15 protein-coding genes and 1 tRNA gene are annotated in these 18,635 nt (G+C 73.0%); 11 read left to right on the top strand and 5 right to left on the bottom strand.

Annotated elements, in window-relative coordinates; translation table 11 throughout:
* The first annotated feature begins 69 nt into the window (after window positions 1-69).
* The 3 genes from ACZ7J0_RS07400 to ACZ7J0_RS07390 all read left to right on the top strand — a co-directional run bounded on the left by ACZ7J0_RS07400 (window position 70) and on the right by ACZ7J0_RS07390 (window position 1,976).
* Window positions 70-1,503: an MFS transporter gene (locus ACZ7J0_RS07400; protein WP_470884874.1), complete on the top strand. Its 1,434-nt coding sequence runs from the start codon at window positions 70-72 to the stop codon at window positions 1,501-1,503.
* A 71-nt stretch (window positions 1,504-1,574) separates the two neighbouring features.
* Window positions 1,575-1,739 (top strand): hypothetical protein, encoded by a 165-nt coding sequence (locus tag ACZ7J0_RS07395; RefSeq protein ID WP_468705836.1) that lies wholly within the window; start codon window positions 1,575-1,577, stop codon window positions 1,737-1,739.
* A 3-nt stretch (window positions 1,740-1,742) separates the two neighbouring features.
* Entirely contained in the window at window positions 1,743-1,976 is a 234-nt protein-coding gene (locus ACZ7J0_RS07390) for a hypothetical protein (protein ID WP_026277450.1), read from the top strand.
* Here the strand turns inward: ACZ7J0_RS07390 and ACZ7J0_RS07385 are convergent.
* Window positions 1,955-3,175: a glycosyltransferase 87 family protein gene (locus ACZ7J0_RS07385; protein ID WP_470884873.1), complete on the bottom strand. Its 1,221-nt coding sequence runs from the start codon at window positions 3,173-3,175 to the stop codon at window positions 1,955-1,957. The genes ACZ7J0_RS07390 and ACZ7J0_RS07385 overlap by 22 nt on opposite strands.
* A 136-nt stretch (window positions 3,176-3,311) precedes the next feature.
* Between ACZ7J0_RS07385 and ACZ7J0_RS07380 the strand changes: the two genes are divergently transcribed.
* Window positions 3,312-3,384, top strand: a tRNA-Ala gene (locus ACZ7J0_RS07380).
* A 51-nt stretch (window positions 3,385-3,435) separates the two neighbouring features.
* On the opposite strand, the gene ACZ7J0_RS07375 is transcribed toward ACZ7J0_RS07380, so the two are convergent.
* Both ACZ7J0_RS07375 and ACZ7J0_RS07370 read right to left on the bottom strand, forming a co-directional pair.
* A complete protein-coding gene (locus ACZ7J0_RS07375; protein ID WP_470884872.1) occupies window positions 3,436-5,010 on the bottom strand; it encodes an NADH-ubiquinone oxidoreductase-F iron-sulfur binding region domain-containing protein in 1,575 nt (524 codons plus the stop codon).
* Entirely contained in the window at window positions 5,007-6,329 is a 1,323-nt protein-coding gene (locus ACZ7J0_RS07370; RefSeq protein ID WP_470884870.1) for a hypothetical protein, read from the bottom strand. The genes ACZ7J0_RS07375 and ACZ7J0_RS07370 overlap by 4 nt, the downstream gene beginning before the upstream one ends.
* Window positions 6,330-6,760: 431 nt before the next feature.
* Here ACZ7J0_RS07370 and leuS point away from each other — a divergent pair, with 431 nt between their 5' ends.
* The 5 genes from leuS (at window position 6,761) to ACZ7J0_RS07345 (ending at window position 15,512) form a co-directional block, all read left to right on the top strand.
* Window positions 6,761-9,631: a leucine--tRNA ligase gene (leuS, locus tag ACZ7J0_RS07365; RefSeq protein WP_470884868.1), complete on the top strand. Its 2,871-nt coding sequence runs from the start codon at window positions 6,761-6,763 to the stop codon at window positions 9,629-9,631.
* 120 nt (window positions 9,632-9,751) lie between these two features.
* Window positions 9,752-10,684: a hypothetical protein gene (locus ACZ7J0_RS07360; protein WP_470884866.1), complete on the top strand. Its 933-nt coding sequence runs from the start codon at window positions 9,752-9,754 to the stop codon at window positions 10,682-10,684.
* Between the two features lie 65 nt (window positions 10,685-10,749).
* A complete protein-coding gene (locus ACZ7J0_RS07355; protein ID WP_470884864.1) occupies window positions 10,750-11,595 on the top strand; it encodes a DegV family protein in 846 nt (281 codons plus the stop codon).
* Window positions 11,596-12,018: 423 nt separating this feature from the next.
* Entirely contained in the window at window positions 12,019-12,744 is a 726-nt protein-coding gene (locus tag ACZ7J0_RS07350; RefSeq protein ID WP_470884862.1) for a ComEA family DNA-binding protein, read from the top strand.
* Window positions 12,741-15,512: a ComEC/Rec2 family competence protein gene (locus tag ACZ7J0_RS07345; protein WP_470884860.1), complete on the top strand. Its 2,772-nt coding sequence runs from the start codon at window positions 12,741-12,743 to the stop codon at window positions 15,510-15,512. The genes ACZ7J0_RS07350 and ACZ7J0_RS07345 overlap by 4 nt, the downstream gene beginning before the upstream one ends.
* Before the next feature lie 28 nt (window positions 15,513-15,540).
* On the opposite strand, the gene ACZ7J0_RS07340 is transcribed toward ACZ7J0_RS07345, so the two are convergent.
* Window positions 15,541-15,996, bottom strand: coding sequence for a pyridoxamine 5'-phosphate oxidase family protein (locus tag ACZ7J0_RS07340; protein ID WP_470884858.1), 456 nt, complete (start codon window positions 15,994-15,996; stop codon window positions 15,541-15,543).
* 100 nt (window positions 15,997-16,096) lie between these two features.
* On the opposite strand from ACZ7J0_RS07340, the gene ACZ7J0_RS07335 reads away from it, so the two are divergent.
* Complete coding sequence (locus ACZ7J0_RS07335; RefSeq protein ID WP_470884857.1) at window positions 16,097-16,948, top strand: arylamine N-acetyltransferase family protein; 852 nt, start codon at window positions 16,097-16,099, stop codon at window positions 16,946-16,948.
* 46 nt (window positions 16,949-16,994) lie between these two features.
* Here ACZ7J0_RS07335 and ACZ7J0_RS07330 read toward each other — a convergent pair whose 3' ends face one another.
* Window positions 16,995-17,237 (bottom strand): hypothetical protein, encoded by a 243-nt coding sequence (locus ACZ7J0_RS07330; RefSeq protein WP_470884855.1) that lies wholly within the window; start codon window positions 17,235-17,237, stop codon window positions 16,995-16,997.
* A 57-nt stretch (window positions 17,238-17,294) separates the two neighbouring features.
* On the opposite strand from ACZ7J0_RS07330, the gene holA reads away from it, so the two are divergent.
* Complete coding sequence (holA, locus tag ACZ7J0_RS07325) at window positions 17,295-18,290, top strand: DNA polymerase III subunit delta (RefSeq protein WP_470884853.1); 996 nt, start codon at window positions 17,295-17,297, stop codon at window positions 18,288-18,290.
* Window positions 18,291-18,635 lie beyond the last annotated feature (345 nt).

Raw genomic sequence — 18,635 nt, 5'->3', positions numbered from 1 at the left:
CAGGTGCTGCCAGTACCAGCATCAGCGGGCTCTCGTTACCCGTATCGGATCGGCGTCAGGCTCAACGCCATGACGACGACCACCACACGACCCGTACTCAGTAAAGACCCCGGCACTGACAACCGGCCCCGGCTCCTTCTCGCGGTCGTGCTGGCCGCGCAGTTCATGGCGCTGCTCGACGTCTTCATCGTCAACGTCGCGGCCCCCACGATCCGTACCGAGCTCAACGCCTCCGGCGCGGGGCTCCAGTTGGTCATCGCCGGATACACCATCGCGTACGCCGTGCTGCTGATCACCGGAGCACGCCTCGGCGATCTGCTCGGCCACCGCAGGATGTACCTCGGCGGACTCGCCGTCTTCACCGCCGCGTCGCTCGCCTGTGGACTGGCCGCGGGAACCGGCCAGTTGATCGCCTTCCGGCTCGTCCAGGGCGCCGGCGCGGCGCTGATGATCCCGCAGGTCCTCAGTCTGATCCAGCGGAACTTCACCGGCGAGGGCCGGGTGCGGGCGCTCGGCGCGTACTCCGCCGTCCTCGCGACCGGGGCCGCGGCCGGACAGGTCGCGGGAGGCGTCCTGGTCAGCGCCGATCTGTTCGGCATGAGTTGGCGGCCGGTCTTCCTGGTGAACGTGCCCATCGGTGTGGCGCTGCTCGTCCTCGGCACGCGGGTCCTGCCCCGCGACCGCCGCGGCGAACCGGAGCGCGCCCGCCCCCTCGACCTGCCCGGCCTCGTCCTGCTGGCCGGAGCCGTGTCCCTCTTCACCGTGCCGCTGGTCCTCGGACAGGAGCAGGAGTGGCCGGCCTGGTCCTGGCTGTCACTGGGGGCCTCCGCCGTCCTCTTCGCGGCCTTCTGCGTCTACGAGTCCCGGCTCGCGCGGGGCGGCGGCGCCCCCCTCATCGCGCCCCGGGTGCTGCGCATCCCCGGCATGGGCCGGGCGGTCGTCAGGATCGCCGTATCCATGGCCGTCAACGCGGGCTTCCTCTTCACCCTCACCCTTCACGTCCAGGGCGGACTCGGCCACAGCGCGCTGCGGGCAGGGCTCACCTTCGCGCCCACCGCCGTGATCTTCGGTGCGGTGGGGCTGACCTGGCGGCGCTGGCCGGCGGCCTGGCAGCCCGCCATGATCCCCGGCGGATTCCTGCTCACCGCGGTCTCGGCCGCCGCCGTCGGCCGGCTCCTGCGGGACGGCGGGGACGGCGGTCCCTGGCTCTACGCGGCCTTCGCGGGGATGGGGTGCGGACTCGCGCTCGCCTTCAGCCCCGTTCTGACGGGCGCGCTCGCGACCGTACGGCAGGAGGACGCGGCCGACGCGAGTGGTCTGCTCGCCAGCGTGACCCAGCTCGGACAGCTCATCGGCGTGGCGACGTTCGGCACACTCTTCCTGAACCGCCTCCATGCGCCCGGGGCGCTCGCGTCCGCCGACGCGCTGTGGGCGTGCGCCCTGGCACTGTCCGCCGCGTCGATCTTGGGCGCGGTGGCCGGTATGGTGCGCCGACTCCGCTGACCCCCTTGCGTGGCCATGGCAGAATCGGACGGCCGGAGGGGGACGACGGTCCGGACGGGAGGGAGTGTGCGATGGCCGCTGGCAGTTTCGAGGGGGCCGATGCCCTGCTCGCCGCGGCGGAGGTCCTTGCTCGCCTCAGCTGCCCCTCGTGCGGTTCGGCCCATGTCGCCCAAGTGCTGGGCGACAACGGCGGAGTGTCCTATGTGTGCACGGCCTGCGGCCACAGCTGGAGCTGAGTGATGGGTGCACACAGGAGGAAATGCGACTGGTGCGGCAGTGGTACGCCGATCGTCCGCGACATGGATCCGGTCAATCCCGAGTACCAGTACTGGTGCGAGGAGTGCGCGCGGGCGCTGATCATAAAAGGCGACCCCATCGAGACCTACCGTGAACTCGAAGGGGAGCCGATCTACGGACGGCTGCTCGACGAGCACTGCACGCTCAAGCGCTTCTACTCCTTCGCCACGGCCTGAGCGCCCTGCCCGGGACCGTCGCGCCACAGTGCGTGACCCAGCGCCGCCATCAGTGCCGTCGCCGCCAGCGGATAGATGCCGGAGAGCAGCATCTGTCCGGCGTTCTGGCCCAGTTCGGGCCGGCCCGGGTCGTGCGGCACCCACCACAGCGCGAAGGAACAGAAGGCCAGCGCCACGGCCCCCGTCCACACCGGCCGGACCCGGTGAGCGAGCAGCACCAGCACCGGCACGCACCACACCCAGTGGTGCGACCAGGAGATCGGGCTGATCATCAGGGCCGTCGTCGCGACCGCCACCACGGCCACCGCCCGGTCCTCCCGCAGCGCGGCCACCACGGCCACCGCGAGCCCGGCGAGGGCGAAGACCGCGGCGACGACCGCCCACCACATGCCCGGATCGTCGGTGTGCAGGAGCCGGGCGAGCACGCCGCGCAGCGACTGGTTGGCGGTCTCCTCCGCGAAGCCCACCCGGCCGGTCTCGAACAGCGTCTCGGTCCAGAAGCGGCGCGAGTCGTGCGGCAACAGGACCGCGCTCGCCGCCGTCGCGCCGACGAAGGTCGCCGACGCCACGGCGAACCGCCGCAGCGAGGCGTTCCAGCCGGAGCCGCGCCGCAGCTGTATCAGCCCGACGATCAGCAGATACAGCGCGAACAGTCCCGGTGTGAGCTTCACCGCAGTGGCGAGGCCGATGCCGACGCCGGCCCAGCGGTTCGAATCGCGGCGGGTGAGGTCCCACAGCACGGCGACCGCGATCAGCAGATTGATCTGCCCGTACCGCAGCGTCGTCCACACCGGCTCGCACCAGACGACGAGCGCCGCCACCCACAGCGTCGCCCCGGGCCGGTCTCGGCCGACCAGACGCAGCGAGAGGTGGACCAGCGCGACCACCAGAAGCAGGTTTCCCGCCGTGGCGAGGACGCGCATCTCGGGGACGCCGACCAGGGTGAGCGGCGTGAACAGCAGCGCGGCGAACGGCGGGTAGGTCATGGCGAGGTTCGCCGATGTGGCGCGCATCGCATAGAGGTCTCCGCCGGCCCGCACGGTCATGCCCTCGGCCCGGTAGACCATCAGGTCGAGGTTGGTGACATGCGCGGCACGCTGCGCCAGCCAGAAGGCGGCGAACGAGAACAGGCAGGCCGCGGCAGCCGAGGCGAGGGGCCACTGGCGGACGCGGGACTTGACGATCACGGACACGGTCACGGAGACGGACCCTACCGGCCGGGTCCGACAGAGCCCCCGGGGCCGCCGGTAATCGATTTGGTGAAGCACCGGGGGGACCGTGTAATGTTCTCTCTGTCGCCGCGGGGGAAACCCGAAACGGGGCGGCGGAACGCAAGGGGCTATAGCTCAGTTGGTAGAGCGCCTGCATGGCATGCAGGAGGTCAGGAGTTCAATTCTCCTTAGCTCCACAAGATCCCAAGAAGCGGGCCATCCGAATCGGATGGCCCGCTTTTCGTTGGTCAACTCCGGCCGCTGCCCAGGGCCTTGCGGGACGGGCTCGGCAGCGCGGGCCGCTCCTGGGGCGCCTGCTCAATACGGAGCGCCAGCGCGGGACAGCGGCGCACCGCGCGCTGCGCACGCCCGCGCAGATGCATGGGGACAGAGGCGTCGGCGAGCGCCGGATAGCCGTCGGGGCCCAGCCGGATCAGCTCCGGCACGATGTCGGCGCACAGTCCGTGGCCCTGGCACAGCGTCCAGTCCACGGCCAGCTTCTCGCCGCTCGGGATCGACTCCTCGGCGTCCTGGTAGCCGGGGGCGGGCAGCGGCAGCACTCCGGTCGTCTCCCGCCCGCAGCCCCCGTCCAGCACATGCGCGGCCAGATCGTCCGTGAACGCCGACAGCGTCGACGCGAAGAAGCGGGCGGAGCCGTCGGGGTGCTTGCAGGCGCCCCGGCCCTTCACGGCCTGGGTGACCGCCCGCAGCGCCTCCAGTGCGGCCGGGCCGCCCCCGTTCAGGACGTCGGACAGGCCGCCGGCCGCCGCGGGCAGGCCGAGTCTGCAGGGGCCGCACTGGCCGGCCGTCTCGGCCGCCAGCCAGTTCGCGACCCGCAGCGCCTCGCCCAGCGGGCAGGTCTCGGGGCCGATCGGGAGGATCGCGCCCGCGCCCAGGGAGCCGCCCACGGCGGCCAGGGACTCGCGGGACACCACGGCGTTGTGGACGGCCACCGCGTCGATCCAGTTGCCGTGGTAGCCGCCGGTGAGGACGCCCTGCGGCAGCGGCGGGGCGCCGGCCAGCTGGAGCACGTACCGAAGGGGCACCCCGGTGGGAACCTCCACCACCATCGGGCGCGCGACCGCCCCGGAGATCGTCAGCATGACCGTGCCGGGCTCGCTGTCCAGGCCGGTGTTGCCGTAGCGGCGAGGCCCGATCCGGGCCGCGATCGCGAGCTGGGCGAACGTCTCCGCGTTGGACAGCAGCGTCGGCGCGCCGCCGACACCGGACTCCGAGGCGCGCTCGCGGCGCCCGGCCGGCAGGGCGGGACCGCCGACCGCGGCGCGGATCACCGAGGACGCCTCGCCGGACACCATCCGTTCGGGCGTGCGGACCACCCGCGCGCGGAGCTGCTGTCCGCGACGGTCGCTCAGGCCGCGCTCGGCCAGTGCGGCGCGGATGGAGATCTCGGTGGAGTTCCGGGTCACGGCCACGATCAGGGTGCGGGCGCCCAGCGCCTCGGCGGCCAGCAGGGCGCCGTCCAGGATCAGATGCGGCGCCCGGGCCAGCAGCACGGTGTCCTTGCGGCAGGCGGGCTCGCCCTCACTGCCGTTGATCACCACGACCGGCCGCACCCCGCGGCGGATCGCGGCCTGCCCGACCGCGCGGAGCTTGCGGCCGAAGGGGAACCCCGCGCCGCCGCGGCCACGCAGGGATATGTCGTCGGCGAGCTGGGCGAGGTTCTCGCCGCTCATCGGCTCGAGAGGCCCGTGCACCTTCAGGTGCATGGACAGATCCAGGCGTTCCACCAGGTCGAAGCCCTGGGTGAGCTGGGGGAGGCCGACGACGCGGACCTCGGGGACATCGGGGAGCGGGGCGTTCAAGAGCGGTCTCCTGCGGGTGCGGACCAGGGTTCGCCGGCGGACGGACGGTTGAGCGGGCCGGGATCTGGGTCGGTCGGTGCGTAGGGAGGGGACGGACTCTCATACGCACGGGAGGGGCCATATGACTCGTACGACGGGGACGGCGCGTACGAGGGGGACGGCGCGGGCGGGGAGGGGGTCGGCCAGTAGCCCGGCCTCGGCGCCGGGTCCTGGACGACCGGGATCTCCTCGGTCATCGGGATGCGTTCGGCGAGCGGTATGTCCTCGGTCTCGTCCGTACGGTCCCTACGGTCAGCGCGCGAGATGCGGACGGTGGGGGAGCCGCCCACGTTCCCCAGGGACGACACCGTGCGGTATCCGGCCGATATCCCGGCACCGGGGGACGTGCCCCGCGCGGAGACCGGAGGGGCGGCTTCGTACAGCTGGGGTGAGGGCGGGGCGAGCGGGCGCGGGGGTGTGCGCGTCGGTCCGAAGGAGCGGTCCAGGGGCTCCGCCAGTACGGTCGGGCGGGCCGCGTACTCCTCCTCGTACCGGCCCTGGGAGGGGAGGCCGGTGGCACCGGGCAGAGGAGCGGCCGACGGGTCGCGGCGGGGCTCCTCGGCGGCGGGCTGTGCAGCCCCGCCGGGCCCGATCAGCGCCAGGAGGCGGGCCGCCAGACGGTTGCGGACCGGACGCGGCAGCAGACGCAGTGAGACGGCCCCGGCGACGCCGCTGAGCGCCAGGCAGTACATGACGACGACCCACGTGGCGGCGGGCCGGCCCGTGTAGAGGCCGTGGACCAGCGCGGAACACCACGCCGGGTAGGCCAGCATGTGCAGCGGCCGCCAGCGGGCGGCGACGCTGCCGCGGCCCGCCAGGGTGGAGCGCAGGGCACCGGTCGAGGCGGCGATCACCATCAGCAGTCCGGCGAGCGAGCCGAAACCGATGAGTCCGGAGGTGCCGCTGACGCCCAGACCGAACGGGATCAGGGCGCCGAGCAGCTCCACGTGTCCGAGCGACACCTTGACCGTGCCGTGCAGCAGCAGGAATCCGAGCGACGCCACCGCGGTGGCCCGGTGGATGCCCTGGGCGAGCAGCCGGTGGCGGGTGGAGAGCAGCAGCCGGTCGGTGGCGATCAGGCCCCAGGCGACCGACGCCGTCAGCGACACCAGGGACAGCACGCCGGTCGTGAAGTCGAGCGCGGCACGGAAGCTGTCACTGCCGCCGATGGCGAGCACGGGGATGAGAACGAGTGCGGCCACGGAAAGCCCGCCCTGGACCGGCCTGCTCAGACCGGCGTTCACGGCGGGTATGGAACGGATCTTGCGATGAGGGTTCATGGGGGCGACTCCGAATGGTGCGGATAAGCGGTCCCGTTGCCGCACTCTAAGTCGCCCCATACCGGCTGGTACGAAGTTTGCGGGTTTAGGGAGGGGGTGACTCCGCAACTGACTCTGGGGTTGCCCCGGATAGGGTCGGTACGCGGGGTAACCCTGCCCGTCCCGGCGCTCCCGGGGTCTTCCCGCCCCTCCACGCGCGCGCGTGCCCGCACTGCGGATGCTCGATGCGGCCCGTGCGGCGCCTGCGGTACCCTGACGCCATGCGTGCCGTACGCCTTCTGCTTAGCGGGCCGCGCTGATCAGTCCCGACGGATGAGAGATCCGGTCGGAATCGGCGCGGCGTCCCCTCCTGTGCGAGGGGATTTTTCATTTCGTCAACCGCGTGAATGACCGGGCAGCAGGCAGAGACGATCGATGGAGCTTCAAGGATCATGAGCGAGATGAATTCGGCTGCTGAGGCAGTGGCCCCGCATCGTTATACGGCGGTCATGGCCGCCGACATCGAGGCACGCTGGCAGGACTTCTGGGACGCCGAGGGGACCTACGAGGCGCCCAACCCCACGGGTGATCTGGCGGGCGACGCCGATGTGGCCGCGCGCCCCAAGAAGTTCATCATGGACATGTTCCCGTATCCCTCGGGCGCGGGCCTGCACGTCGGCCACCCGCTGGGCTACATCGCCACCGATGTGTACGCCCGCCACCAGCGGATGACCGGCCACAACGTGCTGCACACCCTGGGCTTTGACGCCTTCGGACTGCCGGCCGAGCAGTACGCCGTGCAGACGGGCACGCACCCGCGCGTGTCCACCGAGGCGAACATGGAGAACATGAAGGTCCAGCTGCGCCGGCTGGGTCTGGGCCACGACAAGCGCCGGTCGTTCGCCACGATCGACGCGGACTACTACAAGTGGACCCAGTGGATCTTCCTGCAGATCTTCAACTCCTGGTACGACGACGAGGCCGGAAGGGCCCGGCCGATCAGCGAGCTGATCGCCCTGTTCGAGAGCGGTGAGCGCCCGGTGCCGGGCCACGGCGCGCGCGCGTGGAGCGAGCTGACCGCGAACGAACGCGCCGACGTCCTGGGCGGCTTCCGCCTGGCGTACGCCTCCGACGCGCCCGTCAACTGGTGCCCGGGCCTGGGCACCGTCCTGGCCAATGAAGAGGTCACCGCCGACGGCCGCTCCGAGCGCGGCAACTTCCCCGTCTTCAAGGCCAAGCTGCGCCAGTGGAACATGCGCATCACCGCCTACGCGGACCGCCTGCTGGACGATCTGGACGCGCTGGACTGGCCCGAGGCCATCAAGCTGCAGCAGCGCAACTGGATCGGCCGCTCCGAGGGCGCCCGTGTCGACTTCGCCGTCGGGGACGACGCGATCACCGTCTTCACCACCCGCCAGGACACGCTGTTCGGCGCGACCTACATGGTGCTGGCCCCCGAGCACGACCTGGTCGAGAAGATCGTCCCGGCGGCGTGGCCCGAGGGCACCCACGAGGTGTGGACCGGCGGGCACGCGACCCCCGGGGACGCCGTCGCCGCCTACCGCAAGCAGGCCGCCTCCAAGTCCGACGTCGAGCGGCAGGCCGAGGCCAAGGACAAGACCGGTGTGTTCACCGGCGCGTACGCGATCAACCCGGTCAGCGGCGAGCAGGTACCGGTCTTCATCGCCGACTACGTGCTGATGGGCTACGGCACCGGCGCGATCATGGCCGTTCCCGCGCACGACTCCCGTGACTTCGCCTTCGCGCGCGCCTTCGAGCTGCCGATGCGCTGCGTCGTCCAGCCGTCCGACGACCGCGGCACGGACCCCTCGACCTGGGACGACGCCTTCTCCTCGTACGAAGCGAAGCTGGTCAACTCGGCGAACGACGAGATCTCGCTGGACGACCTGGGCGTCGTCGAGGCCAAGGCGAGGATCACCGAGTGGCTGTCCGCGCGGGGCATCGGCGAGGGCACCGTCAACTTCCGGCTGCGCGACTGGCTGTTCAGCCGGCAGCGCTACTGGGGCGAGCCCTTCCCGATCGTCTACGACGAGGACGGTGTCGCGCACGCGCTGCCCGAGTCGATGCTGCCGCTGGAGCTGCCGGAGGTCGAGGACTACTCGCCGCGCACCTTCGACCCGGACGACGCGGACACCCAGCCGGAGACCCCGCTGTCGCGCAACGAGGACTGGGTCAACGTCGAGCTGGACCTGGGCGACGGCCCCAAGCGCTACCGGCGCGAGACCAACACCATGCCGAACTGGGCCGGTTCCTGCTGGTACGAGCTGCGTTACCTGGACCCGCACAACAGCGACAAGCTGGTAGACCCGGAGATCGAGCAGTACTGGATGGGTCCCCGCGAGGGGCAGCCGCTGGGCGGTGTGGACCTGTACGTCGGTGGCGCCGAGCACGCCGTACTGCACCTGCTGTACGCCCGGTTCTGGTCCAAGGTGCTGTTCGACCTGGGGCACGTCTCCTCGGCCGAGCCGTTCCACAAGCTGTACAACCAGGGCATGATCCAGGCCTTCGTCTACCGGGACGCGCGCGGGATCGCCGTACCGGCCGCCGAGGTCGAGGAGCGGGACGGCGGCTTCTGGTACCAGGGCGAGAAGGTCAGCCGGGTCCTGGGCAAGATGGGCAAGTCCCTGAAGAACGCCGTGACTCCGGACGAGATCTGCGCCGAGTACGGCGCGGACACCCTGCGCCTGTACGAGATGGCGATGGGCCCGCTGGACGTGTCGCGGCCGTGGGACACGCGCGCGGTGGTCGGCCAGTACCGGCTGCTGCAGCGGCTGTGGCGCAACATCGTCGACGAGTCGACCGGGGAGGCCACCGTCGTCGACGGCGAGCCGGACGAGGACACCCTGCGAGCTCTGCACAAGGCGATCGACGGCGTGGGCCAGGACATGGAGGCGATGCGTTTCAACACCGCCATCGCCAAGGTCACCGAGCTGAACAACCACCTGACCAAGACGGGCGGCCCGGTGGCGAAGTCGGTCGCCGAGCGGCTGGTGCTGCTGGTCGCGCCGCTGGCCCCGCACATCGCCGAGGAGCTGTGGCGCAAGCTGGGGCACACGGAGTCGGTCGTCCACGAGGACTTCCCGGTCGCCGACCCGGCGTACGTCGTGGACGAGACAGTGACCTGTGTCGTGCAGATCAAGGGCAAGGTCAAGGCGCGTCTGGAGGTCTCCCCGTCGATCACGGACGCGGAGCTGGAGGCGCTGGCGCTGGGTGACGCGGGCGTGGTGGCCGCGCTGGACGGCGCCGGGATCCGCAAGGTGATCGTGCGCGCGCCGAAGCTGGTGAACATCGTGCCCGCGTAACGGGCGCGGACCGGGCACCGGGGGTTTCCCCTACGGGCAGGTTGGGGGTTCCGATGGAACCCTCGGCCTGCCCGTTCCGTTTACGGTGGAAGGACCACACCCGATGCCGGAGGGGCGTTCATGGAAGCCGCGATTGTGATCATGGCGCTGCTCTTCGTCGCGTTCGTGGCGCTGGGGGTGTACGCGACGGTCAAGGCCGTCAAGGCCGCCAAGCGCGGCGTCGACCGGACCATCACCCACGCGCGGCGCACCGTCGAGGACACGACGCTGCGCGCCAAGAGCTTCGGTCAGGGTGGTGTGGCGGGTGAGCTGGCGCAGTTGCGGCTCTCCCTGCGCACGTCGATGCGGGCGACTCAGGAGGCGCTGCACGCCGGTGTGGCGGAGGACGCCTCGCTGCAGGAGTCGCTGGATCTGTTCCGGCGGCTGAGCGCACACGGTCTCGAGCTGGACGAGGAGCTCAAGCGTCTGGAGCGGGAGCCGGACCGGGCGGGGGTGGCCGCGGTGCTCGCCGACGTACGGGAGCGCACGGAGCGGATCACCCACTCCGCGGACGCGCTGCGTTGGGCCGCGCGGGACCGGGCGCGGAAGTTCGCCGACGACGACCTGGCGTCCCTGAGCGCCCAGATCGACGTCGAGGCGGGGGCGCTGCGGCACTGGGACCGGCGTGAGGAGGGGCATCTCGCGGAGACGCCGGGGTTCTCGGCGGCTGCGGGCTCGGCGGGGGCTTCGGGTGCCGGGGGCGCGTCGCGGACTTCGGGTGCCGCGGGTGCGTTCGCCGGCGGCACAGGAGGCTCCGATTCCTCGGATTCTTCCGCGTCCCCGGCTTCTGGCGGCTTCTCATGGCCGGAGGCCGGAGGGGCGGCGCCGGGAGCGGAACAGGCGTGGCCGGCGGAACCGGAGCACGCGCCGGGAGCCGCCGGGGCGGGTGCGGACGTCGGGCGGGAGTCCGGCGCCGGGAAGGCGGAGCGGCCCCAGGCGATCACCGCCCGCGACCCCCGTCAGCAGCCGGTCTACCCATGGCAGAAGTCGGCCCGTCCCGAGACGACGAACTGACCCCGCCACCGCTTGTGGTGGGGCCGGGCTGCCGTCCGGCCGCCGTGGCGGGTAACCTCCCGCTCATGTCCCGCCATGTCGCGATCGTCACCGATTCCACGGCCTACCTGCCGCCGCAGACGATGGCCCGGCACGGCATCACCTCGGTGCCCCTGACGGTCGTCATCGGCGACCAGGCCCTGGAGGAGGGCACCGAGATCTCGGCCCGCTCTCTGGAGCAGGCGCTGCGGAAGCGACGGTCCGTGACCACCTCACGGCCGAGCCCCGAGGTGTTCGCGGAGGCCTACCGGGCGGCCGCCGAGGCCGGCGCGACCGGCATCGTCTCACTGCACCTGTCGTCCGAGCTCTCCGGAACCTACGACGCGGCGGTGCTCGCGGCCAAGGGCGCCCCCGTACCCGTGCGGGTCGTGGACACCGGAATGATCGCGATGGCGCTGGGATTCTGCGCCCTCGCGGCCGTCGAGGTGGCCGACGCGGGCGGGACGCTCGACGAGGCGGTGAGCGCGGCCGAGAAGCGGGCCGCCGGAACGTCCGCGTACTTCTACGTCGACACCCTGGACTATCTGCGCAAGGGCGGCCGCATCGGAGCCGCCCAGGCGCTGCTCGGCTCGGCGCTCGCCGTGAAACCGCTGCTCGAACTGGACGGCGGCCGCATCGAGCTGCGCGAGAAGGTGCGCACGGCGTCGAAGGCGATCGCCCGGCTGGAGGAGATCGCCGCCGAGCAGGCGGGCGCGAGCCAGGTGGACATCGCCGTCCACCATCTCGCCGCGCCGGACCGGGCGGCCGCGCTGGCCGACCGGCTGCGGGGGCGGGTGCCGGGGATCGAAGAACTGCATGTGAGCGAGGTGGGCGCGGTGATCGGAGCGCACACCGGGCCAGGACTCCTGGCCGTTGTGGTCTCGCCTCGGTGAGGTGCTCATTCACTCGCGCGAGTGACGGACTTATCCACAATCGGGCGGTTGTCCACGGAAATTGAGCCTGCTCAGCGGGTTCTCGTGGAGATCTCTACCGTCCTCGGCATGGCTCTTCGCACACATTTCGCAACCAGTGGTCCCGGTCGCGCACAGGGCTCCGACGTCCGTACGCACACCGGCGCCCACGCGCGACGCGGGGCCCGGAGGAGGCACCTCGCCGGGGCGGCCGCGGGCGAGTCGCGCAGGCGGGCCGAGGCCCTGTTCGCGGGGGCGATGGCGCCCCCGCGGGACGAAGCACCCGGGTTACCCGCTGATACGGCCGGAACCGCACCGCCGCCGGGCGGGCGGGGTCTTCGCGCGGCCGCGCCACGGGACGTACCGGAGCCGACGCCGGACACCGAGCCCGGGGGAGCGCCGGAGGTGGCCCAGCCCAGGGGAGTGCCGGAGGTCGCGGAGCCGGGGTGGCGGGAGCGGGCCCGGTTCGCGCTGCGGGAGCGGCTGCCGCTGTGGGTGCGGCTCAGGTGCGGGATGGAACCGAAGACCCTGGCCGCGTTGGCGGTGGTGCTCGTCGTGGCCGCGGGCTTGGCCGGGAGGTACTTCTGGGCCGGGCGCCCGGAGCCCGTCCGGGCCCCCGACGTCGTACGCATGGCGCCGTCGGCGGCCGCCGCCCCGGGCGCTCCGACCTCCACCACCGCTGCGCCCGGGCCGCCGCCCGTCGTGGTCGATGTGAGCGGGAAGGTGAGGCGGCCGGGGGTCCTCAGGCTGCCGGGCGGGGCCCGGGTCGCCGATGCCCTGCGCGCGGCGGGCGGCGCCCGGCCGGGAACGGACCTCACCGGACTCAACCGGGCCAGGGTCCTCATGGACGGGGAGCAGGTCGTCGTCGGCCTTCCTATGGCGGCCGGGGGCACCGGCCCGGGCGGCAATACCCACGCCGCCGGCGCGGCAGGACCGGCTGGGCCGGTGAGCCTCAACTCGGCCACGGTGGAACAGCTGGACACCCTGCCCGGGGTGGGGCCCGTACTGGCCCAGCACATCGTGGACTTCAGGACCGAGCACGGCGGATTCCGGTCGGTCGACCAGTTGCGCGAGGTCAACGGGATCGGCGACCGCCGGTTCGCGGACCTCCAGACCCGAGTACGGCCATGACGGCCGTGGCTGATCGCCCCGCGACCCGCAATCCGCTCGGTGTCGCCGATCCGCGTCAGGAAGGCCCGGCCGATCTGCGCCTGGTGCCGCCCGCGCTGGCGGCCTGGGGAGCGGGCGCCCTGGCCCTGGGCGCGTCCGGGTGGCCGACCCTGATCGCAGTCCTGGCCTGTGCGGCGGCAGCGGTCCTGTTGCTGCTGCCGGTCGCGAGGGACGCGTTGCGGGGTCGTGGCCGGGGCGCGGGCGAGGGCGAAGGGGACGGGGACGGTCGGGATGAGGACGGCGGGGAGGTGGGCGGCCGGGGCGCGGCCGGCGGAGACATGACCGGTCGGGGCGGCGCGGCCGGTGGGGGCCTGGCCGAGGGGGACATGGCCGGCCGTGGCGCGGGCGGCCGGGGCGGGTTCCGGCGGCGGGTGCTTCCGGGCGTGGGGCGAGGGGAGACGCGGAGACGGGGGAGGGGGATCAACACCACGGCGTGCGCGGGGGTGTTGCTCTGCGCCGCCGCGGCGGCGGCCTCCGCCGGGCTGCACGCGGCCGACCTGCGCCGCGGACCGCTTCCGGGGCTGGCCCGCGCCTACGCGACCGTGACCGCCGAGGTGACGGTCACCTCCGACCCGCGCACGACCCGGCCGCGTGTCAGCGGGGACCGCCCGGTGCCGGAAACGATCGTCCTGGACGCCGAGGTGACCGGCGTCCAGACGCCCGACGGGGCGGTGACCCGGACGCGAGCACCCGTCCTGCTGCTCGCGCCGCCGGGCGCGCGCGAGGAGTGGCTGCGGCTGCTTCCCTCCACCGGCCTGCGCGTGAAGGCGCGGCTGGCACCCCCGCGGCGGGATGAGGATCCCTATGCGGCCGTCCTACGAGTGCGAGGCGCCGGGCCACCCGGCGTCACCGCGGCGCCGAGCCTGCTGCAGCGCACGGCCGGGGACCTCCGCGCCGGGCTCCACCGGGCGACCGAGGGGCTCGATCCGGACGCGCGCGCCCTGCTGCCCGGGCTGGTCGTGGGGGACACCTCGCGGATCCCGCCCGAGCTGCGCGACGCGTTCCAGTCGACCGACCTCACTCATCTCCTCGCGGTCTCCGGGTCCAACCTCACCGTGGTCCTTCTGTTGCTGATCGGGACTCCCTCCACCGCTCTGAGAGCCGAACGCGGCGGCCTCGCGCCCAGAATCGGCATCTCCCTGCGGGCAACCGCCCTGCTCGGCGGCGGACTCACACTCGCCTTCGTGATCGTCTGCCGGCCCGATCCGAGTGTGCTGCGGGCGGCCGCCTGCGGCCTGATCACCCTGCTCGCGATCGGCACGGGACGCCGCAGGTCGCTGATCCCGGCGCTGGCCGCCGCCGTCCTGCTGCTGGTGCTCCACGACCCCTGGCTGACGAGGAGTTACGGCTTCCTGCTCTCCGTACTGGCCACGGGCGCACTGCTCACGATCGCGCCCCGCTGGAGCGCGGCGCTGCGACGGCGCCGGGTGCCGACGCGGATCGCGGAGGCGCTGGCGGCGGCCGCCGCGGCGCAGGCCGTCTGCGCGCCGGTGGTCGCGGTGTTCGCCGCCCGTGTCAGCCTGGTCGCGATCCCCTGCAACCTCCTCGCGGAACTCGCCGTCGCCCCCGCGACGGTGCTCGGGTTCGCCGCGCTGGGCACCGCGCCGCTGGCCATGCCGGTGGCGGAATTGTTCGCGACGTGCGCGGGATGGCCGGCCGGGTGGATCGCGGCCGTCGCCCGGGCGGGAGCCGCCCTGCCCGGCGCGGAGGCGGACTGGCCGGGTGGTTGGCGGGGCGGCTTCCTGCTGGCCGCCGCCACCGGGCTCGTACTGCTCGTCGTCCGCCGGATACCGCACCGCCCCTGGATCGCGGCCGGGTGCGCCGTGATCCTGCTGCTCGCGGTGGCACGGCCCGCGCCGCTCACCAGGATCGTCACCGGCTGGCCGCCGCCGGACTGGGTGTTCGCGATGTGCGAGGTCGGCCAGGGAGACGCGACGGTGCTGGCGGCCGGCGGCGACACGGCCGTCGTCGTGGACGCCGGGCCCGAGCCGGAGCTCGTCGACTCCTGTCTGCGCGACCTGGGAGTGCGGCGCGTCGCACTGCTGCTGCTCACCCACTTCCACGCGGATCATGTCGCGGGTCTCCCCGGCGTGCTCAAGGGCCGGGCGGTCGGGGTCATCCAGACGTCGCCGCTCGAAGAGCCCCCGGGACAGGTGGCGTTCGTCCGCAGGACGGCCGCGAGGGCCGGCGTGCCGGTGATCCGCGCGGAGGCGGGGGAGAGGCGCCGGATCGGCGCGCTGGACTGGCAGGTCCTCTGGCCGCCCGCTGCCACGGAATCCGGGCGATCGGGCGCCGCGCCCGCCGCACCGGCGTCCGGGCTGACGGCCGACGCGCCCGCCGGTCCGAACGACGCCAGCGTCACGCTGCTGGTCCGAACCGCCGACGGCCTGGTCCTCCTGCTGCTCGGCGACTTGGAACCGCCTGCCCAGCAGGGGTTGTTACGGGCGCATCCGACGCTCCCACGGGTGGACGTGCTGAAGGTCGCCCACCATGGGTCCGCCCACCAGGACCCGGGACTGCTGCGGCGGGTTCGCCCCCGGCTGGCGCTCGTCTCCGCCGGACCGGAGAACCCGTACGGGCACCCGTCCCCCCGGACGGTCGGTGAGCTGGGCGACGCGGGAGCACTGGTGCTGCGTACGGACCGGGACGGGGCGATCGCGGTGAGCGGGGCGGGCCGGGAACTCGTGGCCGTACGGAAGGGAGAGACCCTGGCGGACAAGCCCCCGTGATCACCGGGGAGAGCGGCGCACGGCAGGCTCACTCGAGCCAGTCGCCGTCCCGCATCAACAGGCGGCCCCGCAGCTCGTTCTCCTCGCGCCAGGCCCTCACCGTGCGCGGGGTGGCGCGGATGTACACCCAGAGGTCCCGGTCGCGCGGGTCCCAGTCCAGCTTCGCCGCGAAGGCGTCCGCGGACTCCGGAGGCAGATCGGCGCCGGCCGTCAACTCGGCTGTGCCCTCGATGAGTACGACGTCCCGGGTGTGCCCGAGGCTCAGCCGCACCTCCGCGTTCGCCGCCAGGTTGAGCACCGTGGGGTTGACGCGCTTGGTGCACATCAGCAGCGTGCCCCGGTCCCAGACGAACGACAGCGGTACCAGACACGGCGAGCCGTCCGTCGAAGCCGTGGCCACCCAGACGTCCTCGTCCTGCTGGAGCCGGGCCAGTACGTCGCGCTTTCGTTGCTCCCGGCCGCGGGCCGGCTCGTGTTCCGTCATGACGATCAAGCTAGCCGGGCGCCCGGCTGCCGTCGTCGGCCAACCGTCCTAGGACTCAGGCCGCATGACGGGCGCCGTTCGCGCACGTCAGACTGCGCCCATGAGCACCTCCCCGGACACGAAGGCGTACCTCCGCCGCATCGGCGAGACGCGTCGTCCCCGTTCGCTCCGGCCCCACGCCGCCACGCTGCGCGAGCTGCATCTGCGGCATCTGCTCACCGTGCCGTTCGAGAACCTCGCGATCCACTGCGGCGAGGACATCGTGCTGGAGGAGAAGGAGCTGCTCGACAAGGTGGTCGGCGCCGCTCGGGGCGGCTTCTGCTACGAACTGGGCGGCGCCTTCGCCGTGTTGCTGAGGGGCCTCGGTTTTCGTGTCGCCCTCCTCCAGGCGCGCTGCTTCGACGACGAGGGACGGCTCGGCATTCCGTACGACCACCTCGCCCTGCGCGTCGAGACGGACGACGGCACCGGCCCCTGGCTCGCGGACGTCGGCTTCGGGGACCACAGCCACTTTCCGCTCGCCCTCGACGCGCGGGGGGAGCAGGAGGACCCGGGCGGTGTGTTCCGTATCGAGGAGACGCCCGAGGGCGATCTGGACGTGCTGCGCGACGGAAAGCCGCAGTACCGCCTCGAGCCTCGGCCCCGCGAACTGTCCGACTTCGAGGCCGGGGCCTGGTACCACCGGACCTCGCCCGCTTCGCACTTCACCAGGGCCCCGGTGTGCTCACGCCTCACCGAGGACGGGCGGATCACCCTCCGCGGACACAAGCTCGTCACCACGGTGGACGGCGAGCGGACGGAGCGGATGCTCGACGGCGACGAGCAGGTACTGGCGACCTATCGGGACCTCTTCGGGTTCGTACCGTCCCATGTACCGGCCGAGCCGGCCCCCGACGGGGACGGGGATGCGGATGCCGACGGCGACGGCGATGGAGACGGCGGGGAGGACTGACCCGCGTCCGGTCCCTCGTCCCGCCCGGCGCCCATCCCCGGTTGCGCTACGGGGCCTCCAGCCAGCCCTCGTACTCCGCCGCCAACGCGTCCAGCGCCGCAGAGTCGAGCCGGCCCTCCGGGTCCTCCACGACCACCAGCCACTGGGCGTCCTCGGCGTCGTCCTCACCGGCCAGGGCGTCCCGGACGAGCTGCGGCTCCTCGCCGACGGCGAAGCGCTCGCCCAGCTCCTGGGCCGCGTCCTCGGCGGCGTCGCGGTCGGGCAGCACCAGTACGTGTCGTTCACTCACCCGCCCATTCTCCGGTACGTCGGGGAGTGTCAGTGGCCCGTGGGATGCTGGAACGCGATGAGCCGCAAACAGAGCCCGCAGAATGCGACCGACGACCTCCTCGCCCCCGTGACGCTCGCCGTGGGCCAGGAGGACCTGCTCCTCGACCGTGCCGTGCAGCAGGTGGTGGCGGCAGCGCGCGCCGCCGACGCCGACACGGACGTCCGCGACCTCACCTCCGAGCAGCTGCAGCCCGGCACGCTGGCCGAGCTGACGAGCCCGTCGCTCTTCGCCGAGCGGAAGGTGCTGGTCGTGCGGAACGCGCACGACCTCTCCGCCGACACGATCAAGGACGTCAAGGCGTACCTCGACGATCCCATCGAGGAGATCACGCTCGTGCTGCTGCACGCGGGCGGTGCCAAGGGGAAGGGTCTACTGGACGCGGCACGGAAGGCGGGGGCGCGGGAGGTCGCCTGCCCGAAGACGACGAAGCCCGCGGAACGGCTGACGTTCGTGCGGGGTGAGTTCCGGGCGCTCGGGCGCTCGGCGACGCCCGAGGCGTGCCAGGCACTCGTCGACTCCATCGGCAGCGACCTGCGGGAGCTGGCGTCGGCGGTCTCGCAGCTCGTGGCGGATGTCGAGGGCACGATCGACGAGGCGGTCGTCGGCCGGTACTACACCGGCCGCGCCGAGGCCTCCAGCTTCAACGTCGCCGACCGCGCGGTGGAGGGGCGGGGGGCGGAGGCCCTGGAGGCCCTGCGCTGGTCCCTCTCGACGGGCGTCGCGCCGGTCCTGATCACCAGCGCGCTGGCGCAGGGCGTGCGGGCCATCGGCAAGCTGTCCTCCGCGCGAGGGGGCCGCCCCGCGGATCTCGCGCGGGAGCTGGGGATGCCTCCGTGGAAGATCGACCGGGTGCGGCAGCAGATGCGCGGCTGGACCCCGGAGGGGGTGGCGATGGCACTGAGGGCGATCGCGGAGGCGGACGCGGGGGTGAAGGGGGGCGGGGACGATCCGGAGTACGCCCTTGAGAAGGCGGTCGTGACGGTCGTGAGGGCGGCGCGCCTCCGCCGCTAGCGCGACGGGTTCGCCTCATCGGCGCCACGCCCCGGACCCGATGGGCGCCACGCCCCGACCGGCACCGGCCCGCCGACCAGTCCCGGTCAGCGCCCCCTGGCCGCCGACCAGTACGGCCTTCGCGCCGGCGTCTACCCACCCGCGCGGCCTGCCCCCGGGGCCCGGGTCGGCGCCGACTTCGCGACTGCCCCCGCTCGGTCTGCCCGGGCCCTGATCGGCCCCTGGCCCCGACCCGGCTCCGCCTTCGCGTCGCCCCCCCGACCCGGCTCCGTCGTCGAGTCCGCCCCCCGCCAGCCGCCCAGCCGGCTGCGCCGGGTCGCCCCCCCCGACCCGGCTCCACCCTCG

The organism is Streptomyces sp. NPDC038280, assembly GCF_055600045.1.
Note: the sequence above shows the minus strand (reverse complement) of the source record. Positions and strands in the feature narration are given on the sequence as shown.